Raw genomic sequence first — 26,377 nt, 5'->3', positions numbered from 1 at the left:
ATTCATGAGCAAGACCGTCCTCATCGTCGACGACTCAGCGTCCATCCGCCAGGTCGTTGGCATCACCCTTAAAGGCGCTGGCTACACCGTGATAGAGGCCTGCGATGGCAAAGACGCGCTGAGCAAGCTTACGGGCCAGAAGGTTCATCTGATGATCAGCGACGTCAACATGCCGAACATGGATGGCATTGCCTTCGTAAAGGCCGTCAAGCAGATGCCCGCCTACAAATTCACCCCGGTCATCATGCTAACCACCGAGGCCGGCGAAGCGAAAAAGCAAGAAGGTCAAGCAGCCGGTGCCAAGGCGTGGGTTGTAAAACCATTCCAGCCGGCGCAAATGCTTAATGCTGTTTCCAAACTGATCCTGCCGTAAGGCGTCGAGGCGAATGATGAGCGAAGTAAACAAGCGGACCTGCGTGCCGCTGGAAGGCCCGCTGACCATCTATACCGCTGCAGATAGCAAAGCGGCGCTGCTTCCGCTCATCCAACCGGAACTTGAGCTGGAGTTCGATTTGACGCTGGTCGACGAAGTCGACTGCGCCGGGCTTCAGCTTTTGATCCTAGCCGGACGCGAGGCCAAGCGCCTCGGCGGCCAACTCATATTGACCCACCACAGCCCCGCCGTCATCGCTGCACTCGAACTGAGCGGGCTAGGCAGCGTACTGGGTAACCCTTCCGCTAACGGCCAGCTTGCCGGAGAAGCGTCATGATCAACCTGGACGAAATCCTTACGGTATTCATTGCCGAAAGCCGGGAACTGCTCCAGCAGATGGAGGAGGGCTTGCTGCTCATCGAGCAGGCACCGGATGATCAGGACACGATCAACGCGATTTTCCGCGCTGCCCATACCATCAAGGGATCGGCCGGTCTGTTTGGTCTGGATGTCATCGTTGACTTCACCCACGTCGCCGAAAGCGTGCTCGACAACGTACGGGCTGGAGACCTCACCTTTACGGGTCAGCTGTCTGCCCTGTTCCTTGAGGTTGGCGACCATCTGGGCCGATTGATCGAGCATCTGGAAGAGCACAAGAGCGTCAATGATCTCCCTCCGTCCGTACTCGAGGCGGGGCAGGCGCTCATCGCCCAGCTAAGCGTTTACCTCACACAGGGACCGGCCACCTCGGACGCCGTGTCGAGTGCTGCCGCTGGTCACCCGATTGCGTCGGAAGGCGTAGAGGCCAGCGCACCCCATTGGCACCTGTCCCTGCGTTTTGGTCCCGATACGCTGCGCAACGGCATGGACCCGCTGTCGATCTTTCGTTACTTGCAGACATTTGGCCGGATCGTTTCGGTGGTACCTGTGCTCGACCAGCTTCCAGCCGCTGACGAGATGGACCCGGAAACCTGCTACTTGGGTTTTGAGCTTGGATTCGCCACCGATGCTGACAAGGCCGCTATCGAAGGCGCATTCGAATTCGTCCGTGACGACAGCCAGATCCGCATGCTCGCTCCGTACAGCACGACAGACGAGTACCGAGCACTGATCAAGGAGCTACCGGAAGACGACAGCCTGCTGGGCGAAATGTTGGTCCAGTGCGGCACGCTCAAGACTGCCGAAGTCAATGCGATGCTGCGGACGCAGCAACCGCTCCCTGAGGAGGCCAATCCCGCTCCGATAGCTGCCGCCTCGACCGACGTCAGTTTTGAGCACGCCCCCACAGTTGCTGCGAAAGAGCAGCAGAAACAGATCAAGGATGCACGTCCGCAAGACGGCAACCTGATACGCGTCGACGCAGGAAAGCTCGATCAGCTGATCAATCTCATCGGTGAGTTGATCATTGCCGGTGCGGGCGCGCGTATGTCTGCCCAGCAGACCGGCAGCACCGAGATGGTCGAGGCGACCGAAGTGCTGTCGCGACTGGTCGAAGAGGTGCGTGATTCAGCCCTGACTTTGCGCATGGTGCAAATCGGCGCGACGTTCAATCGCTTCCAACGTGTCGTCAGAGACGTATCGAAGGAGCTGGGCAAAGACATTCAGCTGCACATCAGCGGCGGTGATACTGAACTCGACAAGACCGTTGTCGAGCGGATCGGTGACCCACTGACGCACCTGGTGCGTAACGCCATGGACCACGGCATCGAGTCTGCGGAAGTACGTCGTGCTAACGGCAAACCAGAGCAAGGCCGGGTGACGCTCAATGCCTACCACGAGGCGAGCAGCATCGTTATCGAAGTTTCCGACGATGGCGGTGGCCTGAACCCTGAAAAGATTCTGGCCAAGGCCAAACAGCGAGGTCTTGTCGCTGAAGGGCAGACGCTGCCGGAAATGGACATCCTGAATCTCATCTTCGAACCCGGGTTCTCCACCGCCGAGCAGGTCAGCAACCTCTCCGGGCGCGGCGTCGGCATGGATGTGGTCAAGCGAAACATCACGGCGCTGCGTGGAACGATCGAGCTTGAAAGCACTCTGGGCGCCGGCACCTGTATTCGCATCCGGTTACCGCTGACGCTTGCCATCATTGACGGCTTCCTCATTGGTGTAGACCAGGCAGGTTATGTCGTCCCGCTCGAAATGGTTGAGGAATGCATCGAGCTTGATAGCTGCGCCGCGGCGGACCGGGGATACCTCGACCTTCGCGGTGAAATGCTGCCTTTCATACGCTTGCGAGATCTTTTCGAGCACGAGGGCGCCCCGCCGCTACGCGAAAACGTCGTGGTAGTCAGGTACGCCGGAACTCGTGCGGGACTGGTCGTCGACCAGCTAATGGGGGAGTTCCAGACCGTCATCAAGCCCCTCGGCAAATTGTTCGAAGGCGCTCGAGGCATGGGCGGCTTCACCATTCTCGGCAGTGGTGCAGTTGCGCTAATCCTCGATATACCGGGCCTGCTCAATCAGTTGGCACAGCGTCGCCCCAACAACCTAGCACGCGAAGCAATGCCCGCCTGCTCACCGGAGCTTTGAGATGACCTATTCTTCAGCCGACAGCGGGCAGGCAAGCAATCTGCTATCCGAGCAGTACTTGACGTTCCAAATCAGCGGCGAAACCTACGCGGTCAACAGTCTGTGCGTTCGCGAAATCATTGAGTTTCCGCTGCTGACCCGCGTGCCAATGGTCGGTACTACCATTAAAGGCGTAATCAACCTGCGCGGATCGGTCGTGCCGGTAGTCGACCTCGCCGCACGCTTCGGCATCGGGCGCACGTCCGTCAGCAGGCGCACCTGCATCGTCATTCTTGATGTCCTGGACGAAGACGGTAGCCACGTATTAGGTGTTAGCGTCGATGCGGTCAGCGAGGTGCTCGAAATAGATCCTAGTGATATTTGCCAGGCTCCGGCCTTTGGTAGCCGTATCCGTACCGAATTCATACGCGGCATGACCAAGGTGGGCGAGCGTTTCGTCACTCTGCTCGCTATACCGCAGGTTCTTGCCACTGGCGAACTCGCCGCAAGCGGCTAATGCCGTTCTCTTTCTACTTCACACAGCCGGACGTTTGCCCGGTATCACTCACCTACCCGTGCTTTCCGGAGCAACCCGATATGACAGTCAGTAAGAAAATGGCGCTGCTGGTGATTTCCGCATTGATCGGAATCATCGTCCTTGCCGGCAGCGGCTACCAGCAAATGACCAGTGTTTTCGCTGCAGCCAACTATGGCAACGTCAACACTATTCCCAGCCTTAGCGCTATCAATGTGATCCGTAACCAGATCAACGAACGCATCATTCTTTCCTATAGCCATGTGCTGACGAGCGATGCTGCCGAAATGGCAGAAATTGAAAAAGGTCTCGCCATCCGAGAAAAGCTCATCAACGAAACTCTAGTGCACTACGCGACACTCGTATCGAACGAGCAAGACGCAAAGCTGCTGGATGCTGTAAAAGCCGCCCTAGCCAAAGTTGACCGAGGCGCAAACGAAGCGGTGGGTCTTTCACGAGAAAACCGCAACGAAGAAGCAAACCAGAAGATGGATGCTCTCGATGCAGACATAATCCAATTGACCGAGGCGTTGGACAAACACAGCGACTACAACGTCAAGATGGGTGAGGAAGCCGCCGATACCGCGCAGCATACTATGGGGCGGGCCAGCTTGATTGCTGTTCTTATCGCCATCGCAACCGTGGTCGTAGTCGCTCTGCTGGGGCTGTTCATCACACGCAGTCTGCTCCGCCAGCTCGGTGGCGAGCCTGCATACGCAGCAGAGGTAGTGACGCGCATTGCCTCTGGTGACTTAACGGTCGCCGTAGCAACCAAGGCTGGCGATGACACCAGCATGCTTGCGGCCATCAAGAGCATGAGCGAGAAACTGTCGCAGATCATCACCGAGGTCCGGAGCAACGCCGATGCGCTTTCCAGCGCTTCCGAAGAGATTTCCGCAACCGCTCAGAGCATGAGCCAGGCTGCATCCGAGCAGGCTGCTTCGGTTGAAGAAACCTCTGCCTCCATGGAGCAGATGTCCGCGTCGATCGCTCAAAACACCGAAAACGCAAAAGTCACCGACGGTATGGCCGGTAAAGCCTCCCGAGAGGCTAACGAAGGTGGCCAGGCGGTCAAGGAAACCGTGCGTGCCATGAAAACGATCGCCGAAAAAATCGGCATCGTCGACGACATCGCTTACCAGACCAATTTGCTTGCTCTTAACGCAGCAATCGAAGCGGCCCGCGCTGGCGAACACGGGAAAGGTTTCGCTGTAGTAGCCGCCGAAGTCCGCAAGCTGGCCGAGCGAAGCCAGGTGGCGGCACAGGAAATCGGTGAAGTCGCCAAGACCAGTGTTTCACTGGCCGAGCGTGCCGGCGGCCTGCTGGACGAGATTGTCCCTTCGATCGCCAAGACGTCCGATCTCGTCCAGGAAATCGCAGCAGCATCGGAAGAGCAAACGTCTGGCGTGGGTCAGATCAGCACAGCCATGAACCAGCTGAGCGAAATCACTCAGCAGTCTGCTTCTTCTTCTGAAGAGCTGGCGGCCACTGCTGAAGAGATGAGCAGCCAGGCCGAACAACTGCAGCAGCTGATGGATTATTTCAGTGTCGCGGGCGTTTCGAGCGCCGCACGCCATTCAGTTAAACCATCCAAGCGCGCAGACGTTCGTCATCAGGCCCTGGCCCGAGTTGAAAAGGATCTCACCGACGCCATGGGCAACGACGGCCTGCCTGCCGGCTTCGTACGCTTCGGGAGCTAAGCCATGCACAACCCCATCGACAGAGCCGGCCATGCGGCTATGGAATTACCGGGGCAGTACCTCACGTTCACGTTGGGAAGCGAGCTGTTTGCGGTGGGGACGCTGAGCGTCCGGGAGATCATCGAGTACGGGCAGTTGACGCCCGTACCCATGATGCCCCCGAGCATCCTTGGCGTTATCAACCTGCGCGGCTCGGTTGTTCCGGTCATCGATCTGCGCCTTCGCTTCGGCGAAAGCGCAACGCTGATCAACAGGCGCACCTGCATCGTCATTCTTGAAGTGGCACAGGGTGAGCTGACTCAAGTGGTAGGCATCGTGGTGGATGCGGTTAACGCCGTTCTTGAAATAGGTGTGCATGAGATCGAGCCTGCGCCCCGCTTCGGCATCCGTATACGCAGCGATTTCATCCTTGGGATGGGAAAAGTCGATGGTCGACTGGTGATTCTCCTGGACATAGGCCGCGTGCTTTCGGCCGAAGAAATTGAGCTGCTAGCGAGCGCCGAGCGCCCTGGCAACCTTGCAATTGCCTGACGCGAGTAGCCATGCAGTCCATCACCTTATCCGACAACGAGTTCCGGCAGTTTCAGGAGATGATCTTCCGAACGGCCGGAATTTCCATGTCCGATGGAAAGAAGCCTCTGGTTGCTGGCCGACTCAACAAGCGACTACGGCACTATCAATTGCCTACCTACTCGGCTTACCTCGCCCTGGTGGCGCAGGATCGCCAAGAGCAGCAGACGGCGATCGATCTGCTGACCACCAACGAAACGTACTTCTTCCGCGAACCCAAGCATTTCGACTTCTTGCGTGAGCAGCTGCAAGGAGAACTGGGCTCGGTCAGGTCACCAGCGCCTTTGCGCATCTGGTGTGGGGCCTGCTCCAGCGGTGCGGAGCCCTACACCATCGCCATGATTCTGGCCGAAACCATGGGCACCCGCCCCTGGGAGATCCTCGCCTCGGATATCAGCACACGGATCCTGGATCAGGCGCGTACGGCGGTTTACCCAATGGATGAGGCCGAAACCATCCCCAGGCACCTGCTTCACCAATACTGTTTGAAGGGTACCGGCATCCACGAAGGCACTTTCATGGTCGACCCAGCGTTGCGCAAACGCATGACGTTCAAACAGATAAACCTGAACAGCGCATTGCCTGATGTCGGGATGTTTGACGTGATCTTCCTGCGTAACGTGATGATCTATTTCAACGAGGGTACCAAGCGTCAGGTGGTGCAGCGCCTGCTTGCCAATCTTCATCCTGGCGGCTACTTCGTGATCAGCCACTCGGAAAGCCTGAACGGCATTAGCGAAGCGGTAAAGCCGATCCGCCCATCGGTATACCGTAAGCCGCATGCCTAAACCATCGGGCGTGATCGAGGTGTTTCTGCAACCCGGCGAGCTGTATTTTGGAGACCGCCATACGCGCATCCGGACCCTGCTCGGCTCCTGCGTGTCACTGGTGCTCTGGCACCCGGAGAAACAATTGGGCGGCATGTCGCATTTCATGTTGCCAACCCGGCAACGTGGTAGTGGACAGGAGCTTGATGGGCGCTACGGCGACGAGGCGATCGCCATGCTCCTGGACGAAATTCGGCTTGCCAAGACCCGCCCGCAGGACTACAGCGTGCGGTTATTCGGCGGCGGCAACATGTTCCCCGGTCTGGCCCGTGACAGCGACAGGCACATTGGTGAGCGGAACATACAAGCGGCCCGGCGCCTCATTCAGGACCACGGGATGCAACTCAAGGGCGAAGATGTCGGCGGCAATAGCCACCGAAACTTGATATACGACGTCTGGAGCGGTCGAGTCGCCATCAAGCGCTCCTTGCCCGGTCCAGCCTGTTCCAGAGTGTGAACGCATGAATCGCATTAAAGTCTTGGTCGTCGATGACTCTGCGGTGGTTAGGCAGGTGCTGAGCAGCACGCTTGAAATGGACCCCGCCATCGAGGTCATCGGTACCGCCGCAGACCCCGTTTTTGCCTCGGAAAAGATGAGCAAGCAGTGGCCTGACGTCATCGTTCTGGATGTGGAGATGCCGCGTATGGACGGCATCACCTTCCTGAAAATGCTGATGAGCGAGCGCCCTACTCCCGTCGTGATCTGCTCCACGCTGACCGAGCGCGGCGCGGCGACCACGATGCAAGCCCTTGCGGCAGGCGCGGTCAGCATCGTGACCAAGCCGCAGTCGAACCTGCGCCAATTTCTGTTGGAAAGTGCTGAAGATCTGATTGCAGCCATCAAGGGCGCAGCCCGAGCGAATCTCAAGCGTGTCGTTGTCCAAAAGCCAGAACCCAGACTGACGGCCGATGCCATCTTGCCCGCCGGCAACGCCATGACCCGCACCACCGACAACGTGGTGGCCATCGGCACCTCAACCGGTGGTACACAAGCGCTGGAGCAGGTATTGACGGCTCTGCCTAGGGTCTGCCCAGGCATGGTTATCGTCCAGCACATGCCCGAGCGCTTCACAGCCGCTTTCGCGGACCGCTTGAACAGCCTGTGTCAGATAGAAGTGAAAGAGGCCGCCAACGGTGATCGCGTTATTCCCGGACGCGCATTGATCGCTCCTGGCGGACGACACATGTTGGTCAAGCGCAACGGTGCGCAGTACGTGGTGGAAATCGTCGATGGCCCACCCGTCAGCCGGCATCGCCCTTCGGTAGACGTATTGTTTCGCTCGGTGGCCCGGGCAGCAGGTAGTAACGCGCTCGGTATCGTCATGACCGGCATGGGAGACGATGGCGCTCGGGGCCTGAAGGAAATGCGCGAAAACGGCGCACGCACCATCGGACAGAACGAGGCAAGCTGCGTCGTATACGGGATGCCCAAGGAAGCGATGAAGCTGGGCGCGGTTGAAAAGGAGATAGCGCTCCAGCTTATTCCGCACGCGATCATGGAGGTCGGTGGGCGCCGCTGACTAAAGCGCCTCCAGTCGTTAGTAAGCGATTACTGCCAGCGCTATCAGTGCGAAGGCCAAGGTGACTTCGACCAAAGCGCCAACGACGCCTCTCTGAACAAGGTGCCACAGCGCTACACGATCGCACCGTTCATTCAGAAGTGCTTGGAAGACAAGTACCTCACCGCGGTGCCTGCGAGAACATGGAAAATGCGAACGAAGCCCTCGCACCAAGACGCGTGCGGGGCTTCGTTGAACGCCTTACTCGATACCTTTGCGCTGCTCGGTCCACAGGACGCTGGTGCACAACTCGCAGAAGCGGCCGTAGAAGGTGCTGCGGGCGGTTTCATCCTCCATCAGCTGATAGCGGAACCAGGCTGTCGACGGTCCACGGTAGGCGCCACCGTCCCCGACAGGCTCGAAGTGGCTGACATAGCGTCGCTCGCCCCAGAACACCGGCACGTTCGCCCGAACGTAGACCGGCTGCGCATTCAGATAGGGAAAGGCGATGGTGTCGCCGCCGCCAGACATCAGGAACATCGGCCCCTTCTGATTCCGCTGCGAGGCCGGATCATGGCCTAGACCAATGGTGTACGGCTGAATGGGCGCTGTAGCACTGACGCGATCATCCTGCCCGGCCATGATCGAACCGCCGCCGCCCTGGGAGTGACCGGATGTACCGACCCGGCCAGTATTGAGCACCCCCACATAGGTGCCGAAGCTGCGGTTGCTCTCCTGCACCAGATAGTCGAGGCAGGCCAGCATGTCACGCCCGGTGCCGGCGTTGGAGGTCTCCGCCGCCGCCACGACGAAGCCATGGCTAGCCCAGTGCGACAACAGGCCCGAATAGGCGGTTGGCCCCGTCCCGGTCCCATTACCCCACAGCAATACTGGGTGTCGCACGCCGTTCTGCCCCAACGTAGCGGGCCGATAGATCCGGCAGTTCGGGCCTTCGCTACGGCTTGTCGTTGCGTACGGACCGGATCGTTCGAAGCTGGTCACGCCAGGGAACGGCGCGCCGGGGGTGTCGGGCAGTGGAGCAGCGATTGAAGACCCGCAAATCGCCAGGCCCAGCGCAGCGGCAACACCGCTGAGTTTGATGTCCAGCATGTGTATTTCCTCTTGTTGTTCTGATCATCTGTATGGACGTCGCGCCAGCTCGCGATGCGAGTCGAACGCACTGCACCTCCGATTTCCCGCCCGACCATCAGCAGTGCGGGTGGCCAGTCGGCCCGAATCAACCCTAGCCAGCCAAAATCATCGCGCCACTCGCCGCGCCCGCGTAGCGGACGAACGGCCGCACTTTGCCCCGACTGAATAATTCATTATTAACTTCGGTGTTGATGCGCCAGGCTCAACCTAGGATGAGCACCGGTAATCGCGCCGTTTGGCTCCCCGACTGGAACGCGCGTAGAATCGGCACATTCCTCGCCACTATCCCCCGGCGGGCCATGAGCCCAGGCCGTCCGAGCGATACCCCGCCTCGATCCGGCCCCACCGCACGCACGGTCACCTGCCGTTGCACGCGGTACAGGTGACGCTCACCATAAGCACTATTCGATCAGCTGATTAGCCGCAGGAACCGTCATGCCCGATTACCGCTCGAAAACCTCCACGCACGGCCGCAACATGGCCGGTGCCCGCGCGCTGTGGCGTGCCACCGGCATGAAGGACGAAGACTTCAAGAAGCCGATCATCGCCATCGCCAACTCCTTTACCCAGTTCGTGCCTGGTCATGTGCATCTGAAGGATCTGGGCCAGCTGGTCGCCCGTGAGATCGAAAAGCACGGTGGCGTCGCCAAGGAATTCAACACCATCGCGGTCGATGACGGCATCGCCATGGGCCACGACGGCATGCTCTATTCGCTGCCGTCACGCGAGATCATCGCCGACTCGGTCGAATACATGGTCAACGCGCATTGCGCCGACGCCATCGTCTGCATCTCCAACTGCGACAAGATCACCCCCGGCATGCTGATGGCTGCGCTGCGCCTGAACATCCCGGTGGTGTTCGTCTCTGGCGGCCCGATGGAAGCCGGCAAAACCAAACTCGCCAGCCACGGCCTGGACCTGGTCGACGCCATGGTCATCGCCGCCGATGAAAGCGCCAGCGATGAGAAGGTTGCCGAGTACGAGCGCAGCGCTTGCCCGACCTGCGGCAGCTGCTCCGGTATGTTCACCGCCAACTCCATGAACTGCCTGGCCGAAGCCTTAGGGCTAGCCCTGCCCGGAAACGGTTCGACCCTGGCTACCCACAGCGACCGCGAACAGCTGTTCCTGCGCGCCGGCCGTACGGTCGTCGAGCTGTGCCAGCGGTACTACGGCGAAGGCGACGAATCGGTTCTGCCGCGCAACATCGCCAGCCGCCGCGCGTTCGAGAACGCGATGACACTCGATATCGCCATGGGCGGCTCGACCAACACCATCCTCCATCTGCTGGCCGCGGCTCAGGAAGCCGAGGTCGACTTCGACCTGCGCGCCATCGACGCCTTGTCGCGCAAGGTGCCGCAGCTGTGCAAGGTCGCGCCGAACATCCAGAAGTACCACATGGAAGACGTGCACCGCGCCGGCGGCATCTTCTCCATCCTTGGCGAACTGGCCCGTGGCGGCCTGCTGCACACCGATGTGCCGACGGTGCACAGCCGGACCATGGCTGAAGCCATCGCCCAGTGGGACATCACCCAGACCCAGGACGAAGCGGTACACACCTTCTTCAAGGCGGGACCTGCCGGTATCCCGACGCAGACGGCATTCAGCCAGTCGACCCGTTGGGACACCCTGGACCTGGACCGCGCCGAAGGCTGCATCCGTAGTGTCGAGCACGCCTATTCCCAGGAAGGCGGCCTCGCCGTGCTGTACGGCAACATCGCCTTGGACGGCTGTGTGGTGAAAACTGCAGGCGTGGATGAATCCATTCATGTCTTCGAAGGCACGGCGAAAATCTTCGAAAGCCAGGACAGCGCCGTTAAGGGCATCCTCAACGACGAAGTGAAGGCCGGCGACATTGTCATCATTCGCTACGAAGGCCCGAAAGGCGGCCCGGGCATGCAGGAAATGCTCTACCCGACGTCGTACCTGAAGTCTAAAGGGCTGGGCAAGGCTTGCGCGCTGCTCACCGATGGTCGCTTCTCCGGCGGCACCTCGGGTCTGTCCATTGGCCATGCCTCCCCGGAAGCCGCAGCAGGCGGCGCCATTGGTCTGGTGCAGGACGGCGACAAGGTACTGATCGACATCCCCAACCGCAGCATCCAGCTGCAGGTCAGCGATGAAGAGCTGTCCCACCGCCGCATCGAGCAGGACAAGAAAGGCTGGAAACCCGCCGCACCCCGCGCGCGTAAAGTGACCACCGCACTCAAGGCCTACGCCCTGCTCGCCACCAGCGCAGACAAGGGCGCAGTGCGCAACAAGGCGATGCTGGACGGCTGATCGTTATCCACGCGCTAGCTGCTATTCACGACGAGCCCGGCCAAGTGCCGGGCTCGTCGTTTCGATCAGTGATGATCGAATCGACGTCAAGGAATGGCTGCGCGCATCAGGTGCGGCGGAGCGGGCTGCTGCGTTAACACGGCCATATGCAGCTCGAGGCCTGCAGTGGAGCGATGCATGGTCTTTGCCCTGGAGGTAGTTAGTCCGCCAGCGCTTCACGCAATTCGTCTTGCGCCTCCGCTAGCTTGCTTTGGCGTTTTTCGATTTTTTCGGCCGAGCCTTCGCGTAGCGCATCTCGTAAATCGGCTTCACGTTCGGCCACCTCATCGCGCGCGTCATCAATTGCCTTCTGCCTTTCAGCCTGCAACCCCGCATCGGTGCAGTGCGCCCGAACGTTCCTCAATGCAGTTTCCAGCCCGCGGATACGCCCATCGTTGCCCTGTTTGCGTGCCTGCTCCAGCTGACTGCCGATTGCGGCCTCCTTATCCGCGCAATGCTCGCGGGCTTGAGCGAGCCCTACCACGATCATCAAACAGGGGATGGCGATTGCGTATTTCATTTACGGAACTCCTCGTGGCTGTACGAACGCTAGCACCGGCGTAGGCCCTTGATATGCAGCGCCCAGAACATAGGCTGACTGTCCTGGATCAGAACGGCATGACACCTCGAAGATCCGTCGTAACGGTTCGATCGAGCTGCAACGCTATTGTCCGATCACTGGCTCAAGGATGATTCCGTCGACCTCCAGCGCCTGATAGCGCGGCGCTATAACCTTGAATGCACCGCTTCCCAGTTTTCCGGCAAGCGTTTCATCATCAAGCGCCTGCCCGCCCGTGGGCTGTAAACGGCCGATCCACCGCCAGCCGCTTTCGTCGTCACGACCTAGAACCGGGATAGATTTCGGCTGATGATCGCCCAACACCAGCACTTCCGGATGGCCGTCCCCGTCTAGATCGACAGCGACCAGACCACACCCGACGGTTCTGCAACGCTGAGCGCCGATCGCCCGGAATAGCGACCCGTCGGTATCCGCCAGCGGCTCGCCAATCCAGGGCATTGGCGGCACCGTCGCGATTTCCTGCTCGTTTTTCCAGGCCCAATAGTTATCCGATTGATCGAGCCGCTGAAGATCGGCGTGCAGACGTATACGCCGCGTCTCGTCCGCCCCCGGCTCGGTGAGTTGCGCACGCAGCGCCTGCAGATAGCGCCGCCCCGGCTCGCCCAGCTGAAAGCGCAGCGCGCCCATATCGGTTCGTTCGACTGACACCTCGTCATTCAGCAGACGCTGATACTGATTGGCTGCGCTCAGTTGCAGAGGGCTCAGCATCGGCACATGCATCAGCACCAACAGGCAGGCCGCGAACAACGCCAAAAGCGGGTTGCTCTGACGCAGACCACTCAGCCAGGCGGCATCACGCCGGAGCACCGCCCGCACCAGTGCCAGGCCATGCACCATCGCTATGAGCGCCAGGAGCGCAGCCAATACACGGTCCGGCGTCAGCCCGTACTGGTCGATTCGAAGCCACAGCGCATGCATTGCGAGGCCAGCCAGTAACGGCAGGCACAGCGAGCTGGCATCCGCCAACAGCCGCAAAAAACGAGGGTAATGGGACGTCTGCTGCCCGTCCTGCACAACCCCGTTGAGCAATGCGATATGCGCGAATACCAACGCCAGAAGAATCGGCGTCGCGTGGCGTGTCGCCCAGAGCGGAGCCAGGCCGGTAAACGGCAGGAAGACCACGAACAGGAGCAGGATCACCACGGTCAGCGGAAGCAGAAAACGACACATGGCTTGCAGCACATTGCGCAGCGCATCGATGACCTGGCCACGCTCCTGTCCAATGTGCAGTCCGGCGGCGATAACAGCAGCGCTGGCAATCCAGACAAAGCCGGACGAGTCGAAGAGCCGCTTGAACTCATCAACCCCAAGCATGTTGAACAGGCCCGCCCAGAGCCAGATCAGCAACCAGAAGACACCGAGCATCACGAACGCCATGAACAGCAGCAAGCCGTTGTTCCCAGCGTGTCGATACAACGCGCTGTAGTCGAAGCGCCAGTGATGCGCAGACTCCCGCGCCTGAATAAACGGGGTGAGAATGTAGGCCAGCGCCAGCTGACTCCATAGCAACAGCGTGCCGGTCATTTCGTCGAAGTGATACCAACGCGGCTGGTCGAACTGAACCGCAGGGAGCAGCAGCTTCCATCGCTCCGCCTCGCGTAACTGGCCCCAAAGCATCTGTAACTGCCAGCCTCCCACAACGATCAGCATGATCAGGGCCGAGCAGAACGCCCGCCAGACTGGCCCGTGCGGCCAGTGTTCGCCCGCCATCCACAGCGTTACACCCTGCAACAGGCCCAGTGCCAGATACGCCACGAGGGGTCTTCTTTCACTATCGGGATGCATGTCCATTCCTTCAGTTGGTGACCGCATAGGGTCAACAGGGCCGTTGATAAGTGATCCGCTTCGTGTGGCGCTGTATCTGGGCACCACTGCGAGCTGCGCAGCAAATTATGGGGCCGCGCAGTCCGCCGCAACGTGATGCCTGCTCGAGTGTGACCGAGTCGGATCAGCCAATCGAAAAGGCCAACAAAGGGACGTGCCGGCGGCGGTGGCCTTCATGCCCCGGTCTTGCGTGTCCGTTCGCTGATTACAGGCTGCCCCTAGGCGACAGGTTCGGCTGTGCGTCTTCGACGCGGACACGTAGAATCGCGCTCTTTTTTGCTGGAGCATGCGATGAGCGCGGTGAAGTCCTCCCCTGACGAGCTTCGTAACGATCTGGTCTACGGTCTCGACGACCAGCCCCGCCCATGGATCGCTTTTCTCGCAGCCCTGCAGCATCTGCTGGCGATCATCGTGCCGATCGTCACGCCGGGGTTGCTGATCTGCCAAGCCATCGGCGTATCGCCACGTGACACCAATATCATCGTGTCGATGTCGCTGGTGATCTCCGGCATCGCCACCTTCGTTCAATGCAAACGCTTCGGCCCGCTCGGTGCCGGGTTGTTGATCGTGCAGGGCACCAGTTTCAATTTCGTTGGGCCGCTGATTGCGGGCGGCGTGCTGATGGTGGGGCAAGGCACGCCGGTCGAAGGCGTCATGGCGGCGATCTTCGGCGTGGTGATTGCTGGTTCCTTTATCGAAATGGGCGTCTCGCGCGTACTGCCGTTCATCAAGCGGCTGATCACACCTTTGGTGACCGGCATCGTCGTACTGATGATCGGCCTGACGTTGATCAAGGTCGGGCTGATCAGCATGGGCGGTGGCTACGCGGCCATGGGTGACGGTACCTTCGCCAGCCGCGAGAACCTGATGCTGTCCGGCGTGGTGCTGGCCGCCATCGTGGTGCTTAACCGCCTGCCGGTACAGTGGATGCGCAGCTGCGCCATCATCATTGCGCTCGCCATCGGCTATGCGCTGTCCGCCTACCTGGGCCGCCTGGACTTCACGGGCATGCGCGAAGCCGAGCTGTTCGAGGTGCCGATGCCGCTGCACTTCGGCCTCGGCTTTTCCTGGAGCCTGTTCATTCCCATGGTGGTGATCTACCTGGTCACGTCACTCGAAGCCATCGGCGACATTACCGCCACCAGCAAGCTTTCGCGCCAGCCGGTGGAGGGCCCGCTGTGGATGCAGCGCATCAAGGGCGGCGTGCTGGTCAATGGCGCCAACTCGCTGCTGGCGGGCTTTTTCAATACCTTCCCCAGCTCCGTGTTCGCACAGAACAACGGCATCATCCAGCTCACCGGAATCGCCAGCCGCTACGTGGGCATGTGGATCGCGGTGATGCTGGTGATTCTCGGGCTGTTCCCGGCAGTTGCCGGCGTACTGCAGGCCGTGCCCGAGCCGGTGCTCGGCGGCGCTGCGCTGGTAATGTTCGGTGCGGTAGCAGCAGCCGGCATCAATATTCTTGCCGGCATTCAACTGGATCGCCGCGCGCTGCTGATCATCTCGGTCTCGCTGGCGCTGGGTCTGGGCTTTTCCCAGGTCCCGGAGTTCCTTGCCAACCTGCCGGTAGCGCTGCGCAACGTACTGGAATCCGGCGTGGCCACCGGGGGCATCTGTGCCTTGCTGATGAACTGGTTCCTGCCCGAGTCGCCGGCAAACGCAGAGCAGGATCCGCTCTGATCAGCCGCCACGTGCCTCCTCGGCGAGGCGCTGGCAGACCTCGTCGGCAATCGCCAGGGCGGCAGTCAGCCCTGGTGACTCGATGCCAAACAGATTCACCAGCCCCGCGATACCATGCTCGGCAGGCCCGTCGATGCGAAAGTCCGCAGCCGGCTCGCCGGGCCCGCTGATTTTCGGGCGAATGCCGGTATAGGCCGGTTGCAGCGCGCCATCGGGCAATGCCGGCCAGTACCGCCGGATCGCAGCATAGAAACGGTCAGCTCGACTTTCATCCAACGAATAATCGAGGCTGTCGACCCACTCGACATCAGGGCCGAAACGCGCCTGTCCGCCGAGGTCCAGCGTCAGGTGCACGCCCAGCCCGCCGGGCTCGGGAAGCGGATAGACCAGATGGTGAAATGGCGTAGCAGTGGCCAGGCTGAAATAACTGCCTTTGGCGAAATAGCGCGGCGGCACCCTTTCGGCAGGCAACCCCTTGGTGCGCGCCGCAATCGCCGGAGCAGCGTGGCCTGCGCAATTTATTAACGTTTTGGCAAGCAGGATCATCGGCTCAGCCCCACCGACGTCCAGCTTCAGGCCGTCAGCCTTCACCTCGACCGCCCCCACCGGCGCCAGCAACGCCAGCAGCGCACCCGCCGCTTCGGCATCGCCCTGCAACGCCAGCATCAACGCGTGACTGTCGACGATGCCGGTGCTGGGCGACAGCAGGCCGGCCAAGGCATTGAGCTGCGGCTCCAACGCCTTCAGCTCGGTGCCGTTGAGCCGCTGCAGGTCGTTTACGCCGTTGGCCAGGGCATGTACCTGTAACGCGTCGAGTCCCGTCACCTGCGATTCATCGGTGGCGACGATCAGCTTGCCGCAGCGCCGGTACGGGACGCCGTGGCTGTCACAGAACGCATAAAGCGCATCCCGCCCAGCGACACACAGCCGTGCCTTCAACGAACCTTGCGGATAGTAAATCCCGGCATGAATGACTTCGCTATTGCGCGAGCTGGTTCCCGTGCCGATGGCCGCCTCGGCTTCCAGTATCAGAACTTCGCGTCCAGCCTGGGCCAAGGTGCGCGCTACCGCGAGCCCCACCACGCCAGCACCGATCACGACGCAATCAACCTGCTCCATTCCCGTTCCCCTTCGATTAGGCGAGCGTCAGACTGCCGCAAGATCGAACCACGGCCAAGCTTCGCTTGCCCAACCTTCAGACACGGATTGAAAAAGGGAGCCAGCATGCGCATCGGCGTCATTTCCGACACTCACGGCTTGCTGCGCCCTGAAGCGCTCGCCGCGCTGCAGGGTTGCGAGCGCATTATCCACGCCGGTGACATTGGCAAACCCGAGGTGCTCGACAAGTTGCGCGAGCTGGCGCCGCTCGACGCGATCCGAGGCAACGTGGACAGCGCTGACTGGGCCTCGACCATTCCCGACCGGCTCGATCTGGAAATCGGCGGGCTGCGCATGCATATCACCCATGACGTCAAGACGATGAGCATCGACCCGATTGCCGAGAAGGTCGACGTGGTGATCACCGGGCATTCGCACCAGCCCAAGATCGAGCAGGCCAACGGCGTGCTCTACCTAAACCCGGGGAGCGCAGGCCGCCGCCGCTTCAAATTGCCCATCAGCCTGGCGCTGCTGGATATCGAGGACGGCCAGCCGCGCGCGCAGCTGGTGACGCTGGGTTGACCGCTCAGCTCACGCCCATGTAGCGATCACTGCGGTGGTTGATGGCCAGCACCAGATTCAGCGCCACGGCGCCTAGCACTGACAGCGCAAGCTTTTCTGGCGGCACGATGAATACGGCCGCCAGCACGATCAGCGCATCGACGCCCATCTGAAAGGTTCCGGCGCGCAAGCCGACGCGTTCCTGCAGAAACAGGGCAAGGATGTTCACCCCACCGAGGCTGGCCCGATGACGGAACAGCATCAGCAACCCGACCCCCATGGCGAAGCCGCCGAACAGCGCGGCGTAATAGATGTTCAGCTCGGCAAAGCGGATCCAGTTAGGGGTCAGCTCGGCGAGCAGCGACACCAGACCCACCGCTATGACGGTGCGCAGCGTGAAGTTCCAGCCCATGCGCCAGATAGCCAACAGGTAAAACGGGATGTTCAGGGTGAAGAAGACCAATCCGAATGGCCAACCGGCAACGTATTTGAGCAAAAAGGCCAAACCGACCGTGCCGCCGGTCAACAGCCCGGCGTGGCCGTAAAAGGCGATGCCCAGCGCCACCATGGCGGTGCCCAGTAGCAGCGCAAGTGCGTCCTCCCAGAGCGGATGACGGACGAATATGGCGGCAACGGTTTCCGCCTGCTCGGCGTCCGGCGTGTTGTGCTGCATGGAAAATTCTCGTAGCGAAGCGGAGCGATTGTGGAGCCGGGCGCCAGGTCAGGCGTTGGCGCCGGTCAAGATGACTGGAAAAGACCTCCGGTCAGCGTCGCTGCCAGGTCTCGAAACGATACGCCGGCGCTTCACCCTCGGCTGGGTGCGCCTCGCTGTCGACGCGAGCCCATTGGGCTTCGTCATAGGCCGGGAAAAATGCATCACCCTCGGGGCTCGCCTCGATGCGCGTGAGATAGAGCCGCTGCGCCTGGCCCAGCGCCTGGGCGTAGAGTTGCGCGCCGCCAATGAGCATCAACTCGTCGACGCCCTGCTCGCGTGCCCACTCCTCGGCACGAGTCATAGCCGATTCGAGATCGGTGAAGGTTTCGGCACCGTCGAGTTGCAGGCCTTGCTGACGACTGACCACTAGATTCAGGCGGCCCGGCAACGGGCGGCCCAGCGAATCCCAGGTCTTGCGACCCATGATGATCGGCTTGCCAAGAGTCTTGGCCTTGAAGTGCTTGAGGTCGGCCGGCAGATGCCAAGGCATCTTGTTGTCCAGCCCGATCACGCGGTTGTCCGCCAGGGCCGCAATCATTGCGAGGGGAAGGGAGGTCTGATTCATGGCGGCGAGGATAGCAGAGCGCCCGCCAGGCAGTCAGCGCCGTCAGATACATGTCAACATCATCAAACGGTCATGTTTGCTTTACCGAAGCGTCAAGCCGTCGTCACTGATAGGCTTCAGGCTAACCGCTCCCCTTCCATGGAGACGCCCGCAATGGCCCGCCACAGCCGCCTCACCCTTAGCCATTTGTTTGCCGCCTGCAGCCTGCTGCTGCCGATCGCTGCGTTTGCTGCCACACCCGATGCTTCGGTTGCTGCCAAGAACGGTCGCGACGAGCCCTACCCACTGGTTATCGCCCACCGCGGCGCGAGCGGCTACGTGCCGGAGCACACCCTTGCCTCCTACGCGCTGGCGATTCTGCAGGGTGCCGATTACGTCGAACCCGATCTGGTCATGACCCGAGACGGCCAGCTGGTAGCCCGTCACGACAACGAGTTGGGGCTGACCACGGATGTGTCGCAGCGCCCTGAGTTTGCCGACCGCAAGCGCACGCAGATGGTCGACGGTGTGAAGCTCACCGGCTGGTTCAGTGAAGACTTTACCCTGGCCGAGCTGAAGACGCTGCGCGCCATCGAACGCATCCCGACGATTCGTCCAGGCAACGCTCGGCTCGACGGCAGTCTGGAGATCCCGACGCTTCAGGAAATCATCGATCTGGTGAAAACCATGCAGCTGAGCGAGCGCCGCCGCATCGGGCTCTACCCGGAAACGAAGCACCCGACGCACTTCCAGAAGCTTGGCCTGGCGATGGAAAAGCCATTGGTGAGCATTCTTCATCGCAACGGTTACGCCGGTCGTAATGCGCCGGTCTACATCCAGTCGTTCGAGGTAGACAACCTGAAGACGCTTAGCGGCCTGACACAGCTGCGCCTGGTCCAGCTGTTTGGCGGCGGTCAGCCCTACGACCAGCAGGTACGTGGCACCGACTTGACCTACGCCCAGATGGCCACCGCCGACGGGCTCAAGGCGATCTCACGTTATGCGGCCGGCGTCGGCCCGGAGAAGAGCTACATCATCCCGCGTGACGCCAACGGCAATCTGGGCCAGCCCACCGACTTCGTGCCGAACGCACACGCGGCGGGCCTGAAGGTGCACCCGTACACCTTCCGCGCCGAGAACGTGTTCCTGCCGACCAACCTGCGCAAGGGTGACTCGCCAGCCCAGCGCGGCAATGTCGAGGCCGACATCCAGGCCTTCCTCGACGCAGGCATCGACGGGCTGTTCATCGATCAGCCGGACATCGCGGTTAAAGTCCGCGGACAGTAACGCCCAGCGGCATCTGCCTGGTCAGGATGGCCGGGCAGATGCCGCACCCGCGTTGCTATTCGACGTGATGGGCATTGACCGAGCCAGTCAGCCGATCACGCCCGCCTGGCGCAGCTGCGCCAGTTCCGCTTCGCTTTTGCCGAGCACACGGCCAAGCACGCTGTCGGTGTGCTGACCGTGCAGCGGCGGCGCTTTCGGCGCCACCGTCGGAGTGCGCGACAGCCGCAACGGGCTGCGCACCATCCGCACGTCTCCCGCCACGGGATGTTCCGCGCTGATCACCAAATCTCGGTAGCGGGCCGGTTCGGAGTCGAACGCCTGAGCCACATTCTTCAACTCGCCGACCGGAATGCCGCGGTCACGAAGCGCGGCGATCAGAGTCTCGCTGGTCCACTCATCGAACGCCCCCTGCAACAGCGCCAGCAATTCGCTGCGGTGTTCGGTGCGTCCCTTGTTCTGGGTGAAACGCGGGTCGCTGTAGAGCTCCGGTCGATCGAGCACGTCCTGACACAACCGGCGGTATTGCTCGTCATTACCAACCGCCAGCGCAATCCGGCCGTCGGCAGTGTTGAACAGCTGATAGGGGACGATGCTGGCGTGAGCATTGCCGAAGCGCTGCGGTACGTTGCCCGTGTTCAGGTAGCCGGAAGCGACATTGGCCAGGAAATGCAGCGCACTGTCAGACAATGCAATGTCCACCGCCTGGCCCAGGCCGGATTTCTCGCGCTCGTACAGGGCAGCGAGAATCCCCTGTACCGCGTTCATGCCCGTCACCAGATCGACGAATGCCACACCCAGGCGCATCGGCTCGCCTTCCTGCTCGCCAGTGATGGACATGAAGCCGCTCTCGGCCTGAATGATGAAGTCGTAGCCCGGCCGGTTTTCCAACGGGTTGTTGTGGCCATAACCGGTGATCGAGCAATGAATCAGTCGCGGATTGATGGCCGAGAGCACGCCATAATCCAGTCCCAGCCGCTTGAGGCTCGCCGGAAGAAAGTTCTCCACGATCACATCAGCCTGCGCTGCGAGCTCCAGTATCAGCTGGCGGCCCTGGGGAGAGCGCATGTCCACCGCCAGGCTCTGCTTGTTCCGATTGGCGCTGAGGTAATAGGTGGATATACCGGCGACAGCCGGAGGCATCCAGCTTCGAGTGTCGTCGCCACCCTCCAGGCTTTCGATTTTCCAGATCTCGGCACCGAGGTCCGCCAGAGCCATGGTCGACCATGGGCCGGCGAGGATGCGTGTCAGGTCCAGCACCTTGATGCCCTGCAAAACGCCCATCGGCGCCTCCTGTATTGCTGATGACATGAGACGAAGGTGACCCAAGCAGGTCCAAACCACAACGGGTGGTAGCCGAACGACTGTGCGATTACCGAACAGGATTTACATCCGCTAGGGATTCGTTCGCGGTCCGATCCTTTAAGGTGGTCATGCCTGAACTACCAGCCATGACCACCCACCTGCACTGGGTTTGCGTTGCTGGCGCAGCGTTCGCCAGTGAACGTGCACAATAACTACAAGACAGGAATGACACTGATGATCTCGACCTTCAAGCGCGCCCTGAGCGTGCTCGCCCTGGGCGTCACGCTTCCATTCGCATCGATCGCTCAGGCGGCCGAATGGCCCACCGACACCGTCCGCATGGTGGTGCCTTACGCCCCCGGCGGGACCACCGACATCCTGTCACGCAAGGTCGCCGACCTGCTGCAACAGCAGATCGGCACCGTAGTGGTCGAGAACCGACCCGGCGCCGGCTCGACCATGGCTACCGGGCAACTCGCACGCGGCGGACGCGGCGCGGATCACACGATCCTGATGGCCTCGCCCGGCCATACCATCGGCCCGGTCATCTACAAGAATCTGCCCTACGAGCCGGTGAAGGACTTCAAATTCATCCGTAACGTTATCGAAATTCCCAACGTCATGGTGGTGCCCGCCGACAGCCCCTACAACACGGTCGAGGAATTCATCGAAGCCGCCAAAACCAAAGAGATGACCTTCAGCTCTGCAGGTGTCGGCAGCTCGATTCACATGTCCGGCGAATTGTTCAAGACCATGACCGACACGCAGATGACGCACGTCCCCTTCCGAGGCAGCGGCGAGGCACTGCCGGCGCTACTCAGCGGTGACGTCGACGTATCGTTCGAGAACATGCCGACCGTGCTGCCCCACATCAAGTCGGGCAAGCTCAAGGCACTGGCCGTTACGTCTGCCGAACCCTCTCCCTACCTGCCGGACGTCAAGCCGCTGTCCAAGATCGGCGCCGACCTTGGTCTCGGCGACTTCGTCACGACTGCCTGGTTCGGCCTGATCGCCGACGACAAGATGTCCGACCAGGCCGTCGAGACGCTACAGACCGCGCTGGACAAGGTCACGCAGGACCAGAGCTTCAAGGATTTCGTTGCGCAGATAGGCGGTGAGCCAGCAACCGAAGAAGGCGATGCGTTCCGTGACTATGTCGAGCAGGACGTCCAGCGCTGGCAGCGCGTCGCTGGGCAAGCCGAGCTGCAATAAGCGGAGGACCGCCATGACCGCTGCCGCGTCCAATGGTCGCCCGCGCTGGGCCAATATCAACACCCTGCTCGGCGCGTTCTGGCTGGTGGCCGCGCTGGTGTTTCTGTTCTATCTGGTGCCGAATCACATCGACGAGGCGCCCATGGTGGACAACCCCATGCAGTCGCCACGCTGGCTACCCAGCGTGGCCGGTTGGTTGGTCGCTGTACTGTCGCTAGGCCTGATCATTGAGGGCTGCTTGCGCCCGCCGCCACCCGTGCAGAGCGAGGCAGGTAGGGAATCAGCGCAGCCTCGGCGCTGGCTGCTGATGCTCGCCGGGCTGGCCGCCTACTGGCTGCTGTTCGAACCCATCGGCGCCATTGCCGCCGGCATTCTCGGCACCCTGCTGCTGTTCGCCGCGCACCCGGTGCGCAAACCCTGGCTCTATCTGCTGGCGATCATTCTGCCGGGGCTGGTGAGCCTGCTATTCATTCACGTACTGAACGTCCCGCTGCCATCCGGCACGCTTTGGGAATGACCTGCCCCTTTAGCGAGTGACCGCATGGAACATCTTTCCGAAGTCCTGAGCCTGTTCCTGAGCGTCGATAACTTCATCGCGATCGGCGTTGGCGTGCTGATCGGCGTCGTGGTGGGCGCTATCCCCGGCCTGACCGCAACCATGGCCGTTGCTCTCGCTCTGCCCTTCACCTTTACCCTCGAACCGGTGACGGCCATCCTTCTGCTGGTGGGCATCTACAAGGGCGGCATGTACGGTGGTTCGATCACGGCCATCCTCATCCATACGCCCGGTTCACCCGCCGCAGCTTGCACACTGCTCGACGGATATCCGCTGACTCAACAGGGCAAGGCGAAGAAGGCGCTGCAAATGGCGCTCTACTCGTCATGCATCGCCGACGTGCTGTCCAATCTGGCGCTGATCCTGTTCGCCTCCTACCTGGCGAACATCGCACTGAACTTCGGCCCGCCGGAGTTCTTCTGGCTCATCTGCTTTTCGCTCACCATCATCGTCTCGATTGCCGGTGAGTCTGCGATCAAAGGTCTGATCGCAGCGGCCCTTGGAATCATCGTCGCCTCGATCGGCATGGATGTCGTCTACGGCAGCCAGCGCCTGACCTTCGACAACTACAACCTGATGGATCGGATCTCCTTCGTACCGCTGCTGATCGGCCTGTTCGCCGTCCCGGAGGTCATCGACTTCTACCTGAAGAAGGCAGCCCCGCACGTTCGAGCGACCTCCAGCGGCGTCGGACTCACGCTCAGGGAATTGAAAGCGAGCCTGAAAACCATCGTTCGCGGCTCCTTTATCGGCGTGATCATCGGCGCAGTGCCCGGCACCGGTGCAACCGCCGCCGCGTTCATTTCCTACAGCGAAGCCAAGCGCCGCTCGCCCAACCGCGAGAATTTCGGCAAGGGCGAACTGGAAGGCGTGGCCGCTTCGGAATCCGGCAACAACGGGGTCGCCGGCGCGACGCTGATTCCGCTGCTCTCGCTCGGTATTCCGGGTGACGTCATTACGGCGATCATTCTTGGCGCCTTCATGATCCACGGCCTGACGCCCGGCCCGGTGCTGTTCCAGGAGAACCTGACGCTGGTCTACGCACTGTTCTGCGGGATTATGCTGAGTTCGGCGGTGCTGCTGTTCGTCGGTCACGGGGTGATCAAGTACTTCTCGCTCGTCGCCGAGATCCCCAAGTCGATCCTGCTACCCATCGTGCTGATGTTCTGCGTCTACGGTTCGTTCGCCGTGAACAACAGCGTGTTCGATATCGGTCTGATGCTGCTGTTCGGGGTGGTCGGCTACATCTTCAACCGCACCGGCTTCGCCACCGCGCCCTTCCTGCTCGGCTTCATCCTCGGACCGATGTTCGAGGACAATCTGCGGCGCACGCTGTTGATCGGACGGGGCGATCCAATGATCTTCTTCCGCGGGCCCATCACCTGGATCTTCATCGCGCTCACCGCGCTGTCGCTGATATTTGCGATTCGCCGCTACTGGCAGGACCGGATAAAGGCGGGCTAGGCATAGCGCTTCGATTGCAGGGCGAGAAGGCGCCGTGAGGGTGTGTCGGGCTGAATAGCCTTGGAGGGAACAGGGGCGGCTAGGACGCCGCCCCTGTCAAGTCACTGCCGAGCGGCGACCGTCTTGAGATTCTCGTTGATCTTGAACATGACGATCAGCAGCTCGCACCAGAGACGGATACCGATCAAGCCGCCAATCAGAATAGCGAGCCCAGACCAGAGGTTCATGCCGAATACACCGAACATGGCAGCGACTCCACAGACGATCACACCGATCAGACCAACCCAGTAGAGCAGAGTGATGATCTTGGGTGTCAGCATGGAGTCGAAGAAAAAGATGTCTTTCATAACTAAGTCCTTTTTATGCAAGCAGGCTTTGCAAGCTGTGCTTTGCGAACCTGCCTATCCGTGGCAGTTGATGCGGCGAAGCCGCAGGTCGATCAGAGATCGGCGGCGGATCGTACATGACGCCTCGATCGCACGGCATGACTGATTTCACTCTTTCAACCAGCAACGGTTATCCTCGAGACCGAGCCCCCTTACGAGAAACCGCGTGCTCCAACCTTCCCTATCGCCGCCGACTCCCCTCGACCGTCTCTGGCTGACCGAAGCCGTGCGCCTACGCGAAGAACACGCAGGGCCACTGGACGATTCTGAAGCCAACCGCCAGGCACGCGCACAGGGTGGAGAACTGTCAGAGCTGATCGAGTCACGGGCGCTGTGGCTCGCACGCCGTGACGGTCTGGTTGAAGCCCTGCGGCACTGGCGCCAGGCTGCACGAATTGCCGGCTTTGCAATGGGTTTTCTGGCGCTGTTCATGGGCGCCGGACTGGCGCTTGCAGCGCTGGGTGACGGCGTACGACCGGTCAATGTGTTCTGGGCGCTGGGCAGCCTGCTCGGGTTGAATCTGCTGACGTTGCTCGGCTGGCTGGCGGGTTTCGTGCTGGCCGGCGACAGCGGCGGCGCCCTGGGTCGGCTGTGGCTCTGGCTCAGCGAAAAGCTCGCCCGCGATGCCCGAGCCGTGCAGTTGGCCCCCGCGCTACTGGCAGTACTGGAACAGCGGCGCCTTGGGCGCTGGTTGCTGGGGCTGGGCGTACATGGGGTCTGGTTGCTGGCGATGACCAGCGCCCTGCTGACCTTACTCGCGCTGCTCGCCACACGGCGCTACGGCTTCGCCTGGGAAACCACCATTCTCGGCGAGGCGACATTCATCAACCTGACCCAGGCGCTCGGCATGTTGCCATCGCTGCTGGGCTTCAACGTACCGGACATTGACCAGATCCGAGCAAGCGGCGCGCTCGACAGCAGCGCCGAGACCGCCCGCCAAAACTGGGCCGGCTGGCTGGTCGGCGTGGTGCTGATCTATGGCCTGTTGCCGCGCTTGCTGCTGGCACTGTTCTGCCTGTGGCGCTGGCGGCGCGGGCGTGCTCTGCTGCGTCTGGATTTGCAGTTGCCAGCCTACCGCCTGCTGCGCGAACGCCTGCAACCGCCCAGCGAACGCCTCGGTATCAGCGATTCGGCACCGCACCAGTTGCACGCACCGAGCGCCGGCGCACAACTGGACGGCAGCGAGGGCTCGGTCCTTGTCGGCATCGAGTTGGACCAGAGCCACCCTTGGCCGCCGAAGCTGCCCAGCAGCGTAGCCGACGCCGGCGTACTGGATGATCGTGAGCAACGCCGCCGGATACTCGAGCAGCTGACCCGTTTCCCGCCGCAACGCCTGGCCATCGCCTGCGATCCGCGTCGATCACCAGATAGAGGTACGCTGTCGCTGATTGGGGAGCTGAGCCGTTGCGCTGCCGCGAGCCGTGTCTGGCTGCTGCAGCCGCCCGTCGGCGAAGCGCTGGACAGTGACCGACTGCAGGATTGGCACCAGGCGCTTGATGGCCTTGGGTTGCCTCACTCTACCAGCGCACCCCTGCGCTGGTTGGAGACCGGCCATGAATGATGGTTTGGTCATCCATCTCGTAGGTACCAGCTTGCTGGCGATTAAAACCACCGCTTCGCAACGGGGATCATCAGCAAGACCTGCTCGTTCCTCTGGCTACCACAAACGCAGGTGCTGCTGGCAGGAACCC

At 61.3% G+C, this 26,377-nt stretch carries 25 protein-coding genes; 17 read left to right on the top strand and 8 right to left on the bottom strand.

The window, feature by feature from the left end; translation table 11 throughout:
- The first annotated feature begins 4 nt into the window (after window positions 1–4).
- The 9 genes from JQR87_RS01570 to JQR87_RS01530 all read left to right on the top strand — a co-directional run bounded on the left by JQR87_RS01570 (window position 5) and on the right by JQR87_RS01530 (window position 8,033).
- Window positions 5–373: a response regulator gene (locus tag JQR87_RS01570; RefSeq protein WP_178079806.1), complete on the top strand. Its 369-nt coding sequence runs from the start codon at window positions 5–7 to the stop codon at window positions 371–373.
- Between the two features lie 16 nt (window positions 374–389).
- A complete protein-coding gene (locus tag JQR87_RS01565) occupies window positions 390–710 on the top strand; it encodes an STAS domain-containing protein (protein WP_407293285.1) in 321 nt (106 codons plus the stop codon).
- Entirely contained in the window at window positions 710–2,902 is a 2,193-nt protein-coding gene (locus JQR87_RS01560) for a chemotaxis protein CheA (protein WP_407297860.1), read from the top strand. Before JQR87_RS01565 ends, JQR87_RS01560 begins: the two co-directional genes overlap by 1 nt.
- Before the next feature lies 1 nt (window position 2,903).
- Window positions 2,904–3,398: a chemotaxis protein CheW gene (locus JQR87_RS01555; protein WP_407293287.1), complete on the top strand. Its 495-nt coding sequence runs from the start codon at window positions 2,904–2,906 to the stop codon at window positions 3,396–3,398.
- 80 nt (window positions 3,399–3,478) lie between these two features.
- The gene (locus tag JQR87_RS01550; RefSeq protein WP_407293289.1) at window positions 3,479–5,116 is read left to right on the top strand and encodes a methyl-accepting chemotaxis protein; all 1,638 of its coding nucleotides are present in this window, start codon (window positions 3,479–3,481) and stop codon (window positions 5,114–5,116) included.
- A gap of 3 nt (window positions 5,117–5,119) precedes the next feature.
- Complete coding sequence (locus tag JQR87_RS01545) at window positions 5,120–5,647, top strand: chemotaxis protein CheW (protein WP_407293291.1); 528 nt, start codon at window positions 5,120–5,122, stop codon at window positions 5,645–5,647.
- Window positions 5,648–5,658: 11 nt separating this feature from the next.
- Window positions 5,659–6,474, top strand: coding sequence for a CheR family methyltransferase (locus JQR87_RS01540; protein ID WP_407293292.1), 816 nt, complete (start codon window positions 5,659–5,661; stop codon window positions 6,472–6,474).
- Window positions 6,467–6,970 (top strand): chemotaxis protein CheD, encoded by a 504-nt coding sequence (locus JQR87_RS01535; RefSeq protein WP_407293294.1) that lies wholly within the window; start codon window positions 6,467–6,469, stop codon window positions 6,968–6,970. The genes JQR87_RS01540 and JQR87_RS01535 overlap by 8 nt, the downstream gene beginning before the upstream one ends.
- Window positions 6,971–6,974: 4 nt before the next feature.
- A complete protein-coding gene (locus JQR87_RS01530) occupies window positions 6,975–8,033 on the top strand; it encodes a protein-glutamate methylesterase/protein-glutamine glutaminase (protein ID WP_407293297.1) in 1,059 nt (352 codons plus the stop codon).
- Between the two features lie 240 nt (window positions 8,034–8,273).
- Here JQR87_RS01530 and JQR87_RS01525 read toward each other — a convergent pair whose 3' ends face one another.
- On the bottom strand, window positions 8,274–9,122 hold the full coding sequence (locus JQR87_RS01525; RefSeq protein WP_407293298.1) for a poly(ethylene terephthalate) hydrolase family protein: 849 nt from the start codon (window positions 9,120–9,122) through the stop codon (window positions 8,274–8,276).
- A gap of 477 nt (window positions 9,123–9,599) precedes the next feature.
- Here JQR87_RS01525 and ilvD point away from each other — a divergent pair, with 477 nt between their 5' ends.
- Window positions 9,600–11,438 (top strand): dihydroxy-acid dehydratase, encoded by a 1,839-nt coding sequence (ilvD, locus tag JQR87_RS01520; protein WP_407293300.1) that lies wholly within the window; start codon window positions 9,600–9,602, stop codon window positions 11,436–11,438.
- A gap of 199 nt (window positions 11,439–11,637) precedes the next feature.
- On the opposite strand, the gene JQR87_RS01515 is transcribed toward ilvD, so the two are convergent.
- A complete protein-coding gene (locus JQR87_RS01515) occupies window positions 11,638–11,997 on the bottom strand; it encodes a DUF1090 domain-containing protein (protein ID WP_407293302.1) in 360 nt (119 codons plus the stop codon).
- 144 nt (window positions 11,998–12,141) lie between these two features.
- Window positions 12,142–13,842: a DUF4153 domain-containing protein gene (locus JQR87_RS01510; RefSeq protein ID WP_407293304.1), complete on the bottom strand. Its 1,701-nt coding sequence runs from the start codon at window positions 13,840–13,842 to the stop codon at window positions 12,142–12,144.
- Window positions 13,843–14,172: 330 nt separating this feature from the next.
- Between JQR87_RS01510 and JQR87_RS01505 the strand changes: the two genes are divergently transcribed.
- Complete coding sequence (locus tag JQR87_RS01505) at window positions 14,173–15,561, top strand: uracil-xanthine permease family protein (protein ID WP_407293306.1); 1,389 nt, start codon at window positions 14,173–14,175, stop codon at window positions 15,559–15,561.
- Here the strand turns inward: JQR87_RS01505 and JQR87_RS01500 are convergent, their stop codons facing one another.
- Window positions 15,562–16,680, bottom strand: a complete 1,119-nt coding sequence (locus JQR87_RS01500) for an NAD(P)/FAD-dependent oxidoreductase (RefSeq protein WP_407293309.1) — start codon at window positions 16,678–16,680, stop codon at window positions 15,562–15,564. It abuts the gene before it with no gap.
- A gap of 105 nt (window positions 16,681–16,785) precedes the next feature.
- Between JQR87_RS01500 and JQR87_RS01495 the strand changes: the two genes are divergently transcribed.
- Complete coding sequence (locus tag JQR87_RS01495; protein ID WP_407293311.1) at window positions 16,786–17,241, top strand: metallophosphoesterase family protein; 456 nt, start codon at window positions 16,786–16,788, stop codon at window positions 17,239–17,241.
- Between the two features lie 4 nt (window positions 17,242–17,245).
- On the opposite strand, the gene JQR87_RS01490 is transcribed toward JQR87_RS01495, so the two are convergent.
- Together JQR87_RS01490 and JQR87_RS01485 are read right to left on the bottom strand one after the other, a co-directional pair.
- Window positions 17,246–17,893, bottom strand: coding sequence for a YitT family protein (locus JQR87_RS01490; protein ID WP_407293313.1), 648 nt, complete (start codon window positions 17,891–17,893; stop codon window positions 17,246–17,248).
- 91 nt (window positions 17,894–17,984) lie between these two features.
- On the bottom strand, window positions 17,985–18,500 hold the full coding sequence (locus JQR87_RS01485) for a dihydrofolate reductase (protein ID WP_407293315.1): 516 nt from the start codon (window positions 18,498–18,500) through the stop codon (window positions 17,985–17,987).
- 153 nt (window positions 18,501–18,653) lie between these two features.
- Between JQR87_RS01485 and JQR87_RS01480 the strand changes: the two genes are divergently transcribed.
- Window positions 18,654–19,766 carry a glycerophosphodiester phosphodiesterase gene (locus tag JQR87_RS01480; protein ID WP_407293317.1) on the top strand — a complete coding sequence of 371 codons (1,113 nt, stop codon included), beginning with the start codon at window positions 18,654–18,656 and terminating at the stop codon, window positions 19,764–19,766.
- Between the two features lie 87 nt (window positions 19,767–19,853).
- Here the strand turns inward: JQR87_RS01480 and JQR87_RS01475 are convergent, their stop codons facing one another.
- Entirely contained in the window at window positions 19,854–21,047 is a 1,194-nt protein-coding gene (locus JQR87_RS01475) for a CaiB/BaiF CoA transferase family protein (RefSeq protein WP_407293319.1), read from the bottom strand.
- Window positions 21,048–21,302: 255 nt separating this feature from the next.
- Between JQR87_RS01475 and JQR87_RS01470 the strand changes: the two genes are divergently transcribed.
- Genes JQR87_RS01470 through JQR87_RS01460 form a run of 3 tightly spaced genes read left to right on the top strand, consistent with a single transcriptional unit; the run spans window position 21,303 to window position 24,300 of the window.
- The gene (locus JQR87_RS01470; protein ID WP_434157860.1) at window positions 21,303–22,280 is read left to right on the top strand and encodes a Bug family tripartite tricarboxylate transporter substrate binding protein; all 978 of its coding nucleotides are present in this window, start codon (window positions 21,303–21,305) and stop codon (window positions 22,278–22,280) included.
- A gap of 13 nt (window positions 22,281–22,293) precedes the next feature.
- On the top strand, window positions 22,294–22,797 hold the full coding sequence (locus JQR87_RS01465) for a tripartite tricarboxylate transporter TctB family protein (RefSeq protein ID WP_407293324.1): 504 nt from the start codon (window positions 22,294–22,296) through the stop codon (window positions 22,795–22,797).
- Between the two features lie 24 nt (window positions 22,798–22,821).
- Window positions 22,822–24,300 (top strand): tripartite tricarboxylate transporter permease, encoded by a 1,479-nt coding sequence (locus JQR87_RS01460; protein WP_407293326.1) that lies wholly within the window; start codon window positions 22,822–22,824, stop codon window positions 24,298–24,300.
- Window positions 24,301–24,401: 101 nt separating this feature from the next.
- Here the strand turns inward: JQR87_RS01460 and JQR87_RS01455 are convergent, their stop codons facing one another.
- On the bottom strand, window positions 24,402–24,647 hold the full coding sequence (locus JQR87_RS01455; RefSeq protein ID WP_407293328.1) for a DUF4282 domain-containing protein: 246 nt from the start codon (window positions 24,645–24,647) through the stop codon (window positions 24,402–24,404).
- A 205-nt stretch (window positions 24,648–24,852) separates the two neighbouring features.
- Here JQR87_RS01455 and JQR87_RS01450 point away from each other — a divergent pair, with 205 nt between their 5' ends.
- Window positions 24,853–26,247, top strand: coding sequence for a DUF2868 domain-containing protein (locus tag JQR87_RS01450; protein ID WP_407293330.1), 1,395 nt, complete (start codon window positions 24,853–24,855; stop codon window positions 26,245–26,247).
- The last annotated feature ends 130 nt before the right edge of the window (window positions 26,248–26,377 follow it).

It is taken from the genome of Stutzerimonas stutzeri (genome assembly GCF_051028275.1).
Lineage (GTDB): Bacteria > Pseudomonadota > Gammaproteobacteria > Pseudomonadales > Pseudomonadaceae > Stutzerimonas > Stutzerimonas stutzeri_AS.
This window is presented reverse-complemented; position numbering and strand designations above follow the sequence as displayed.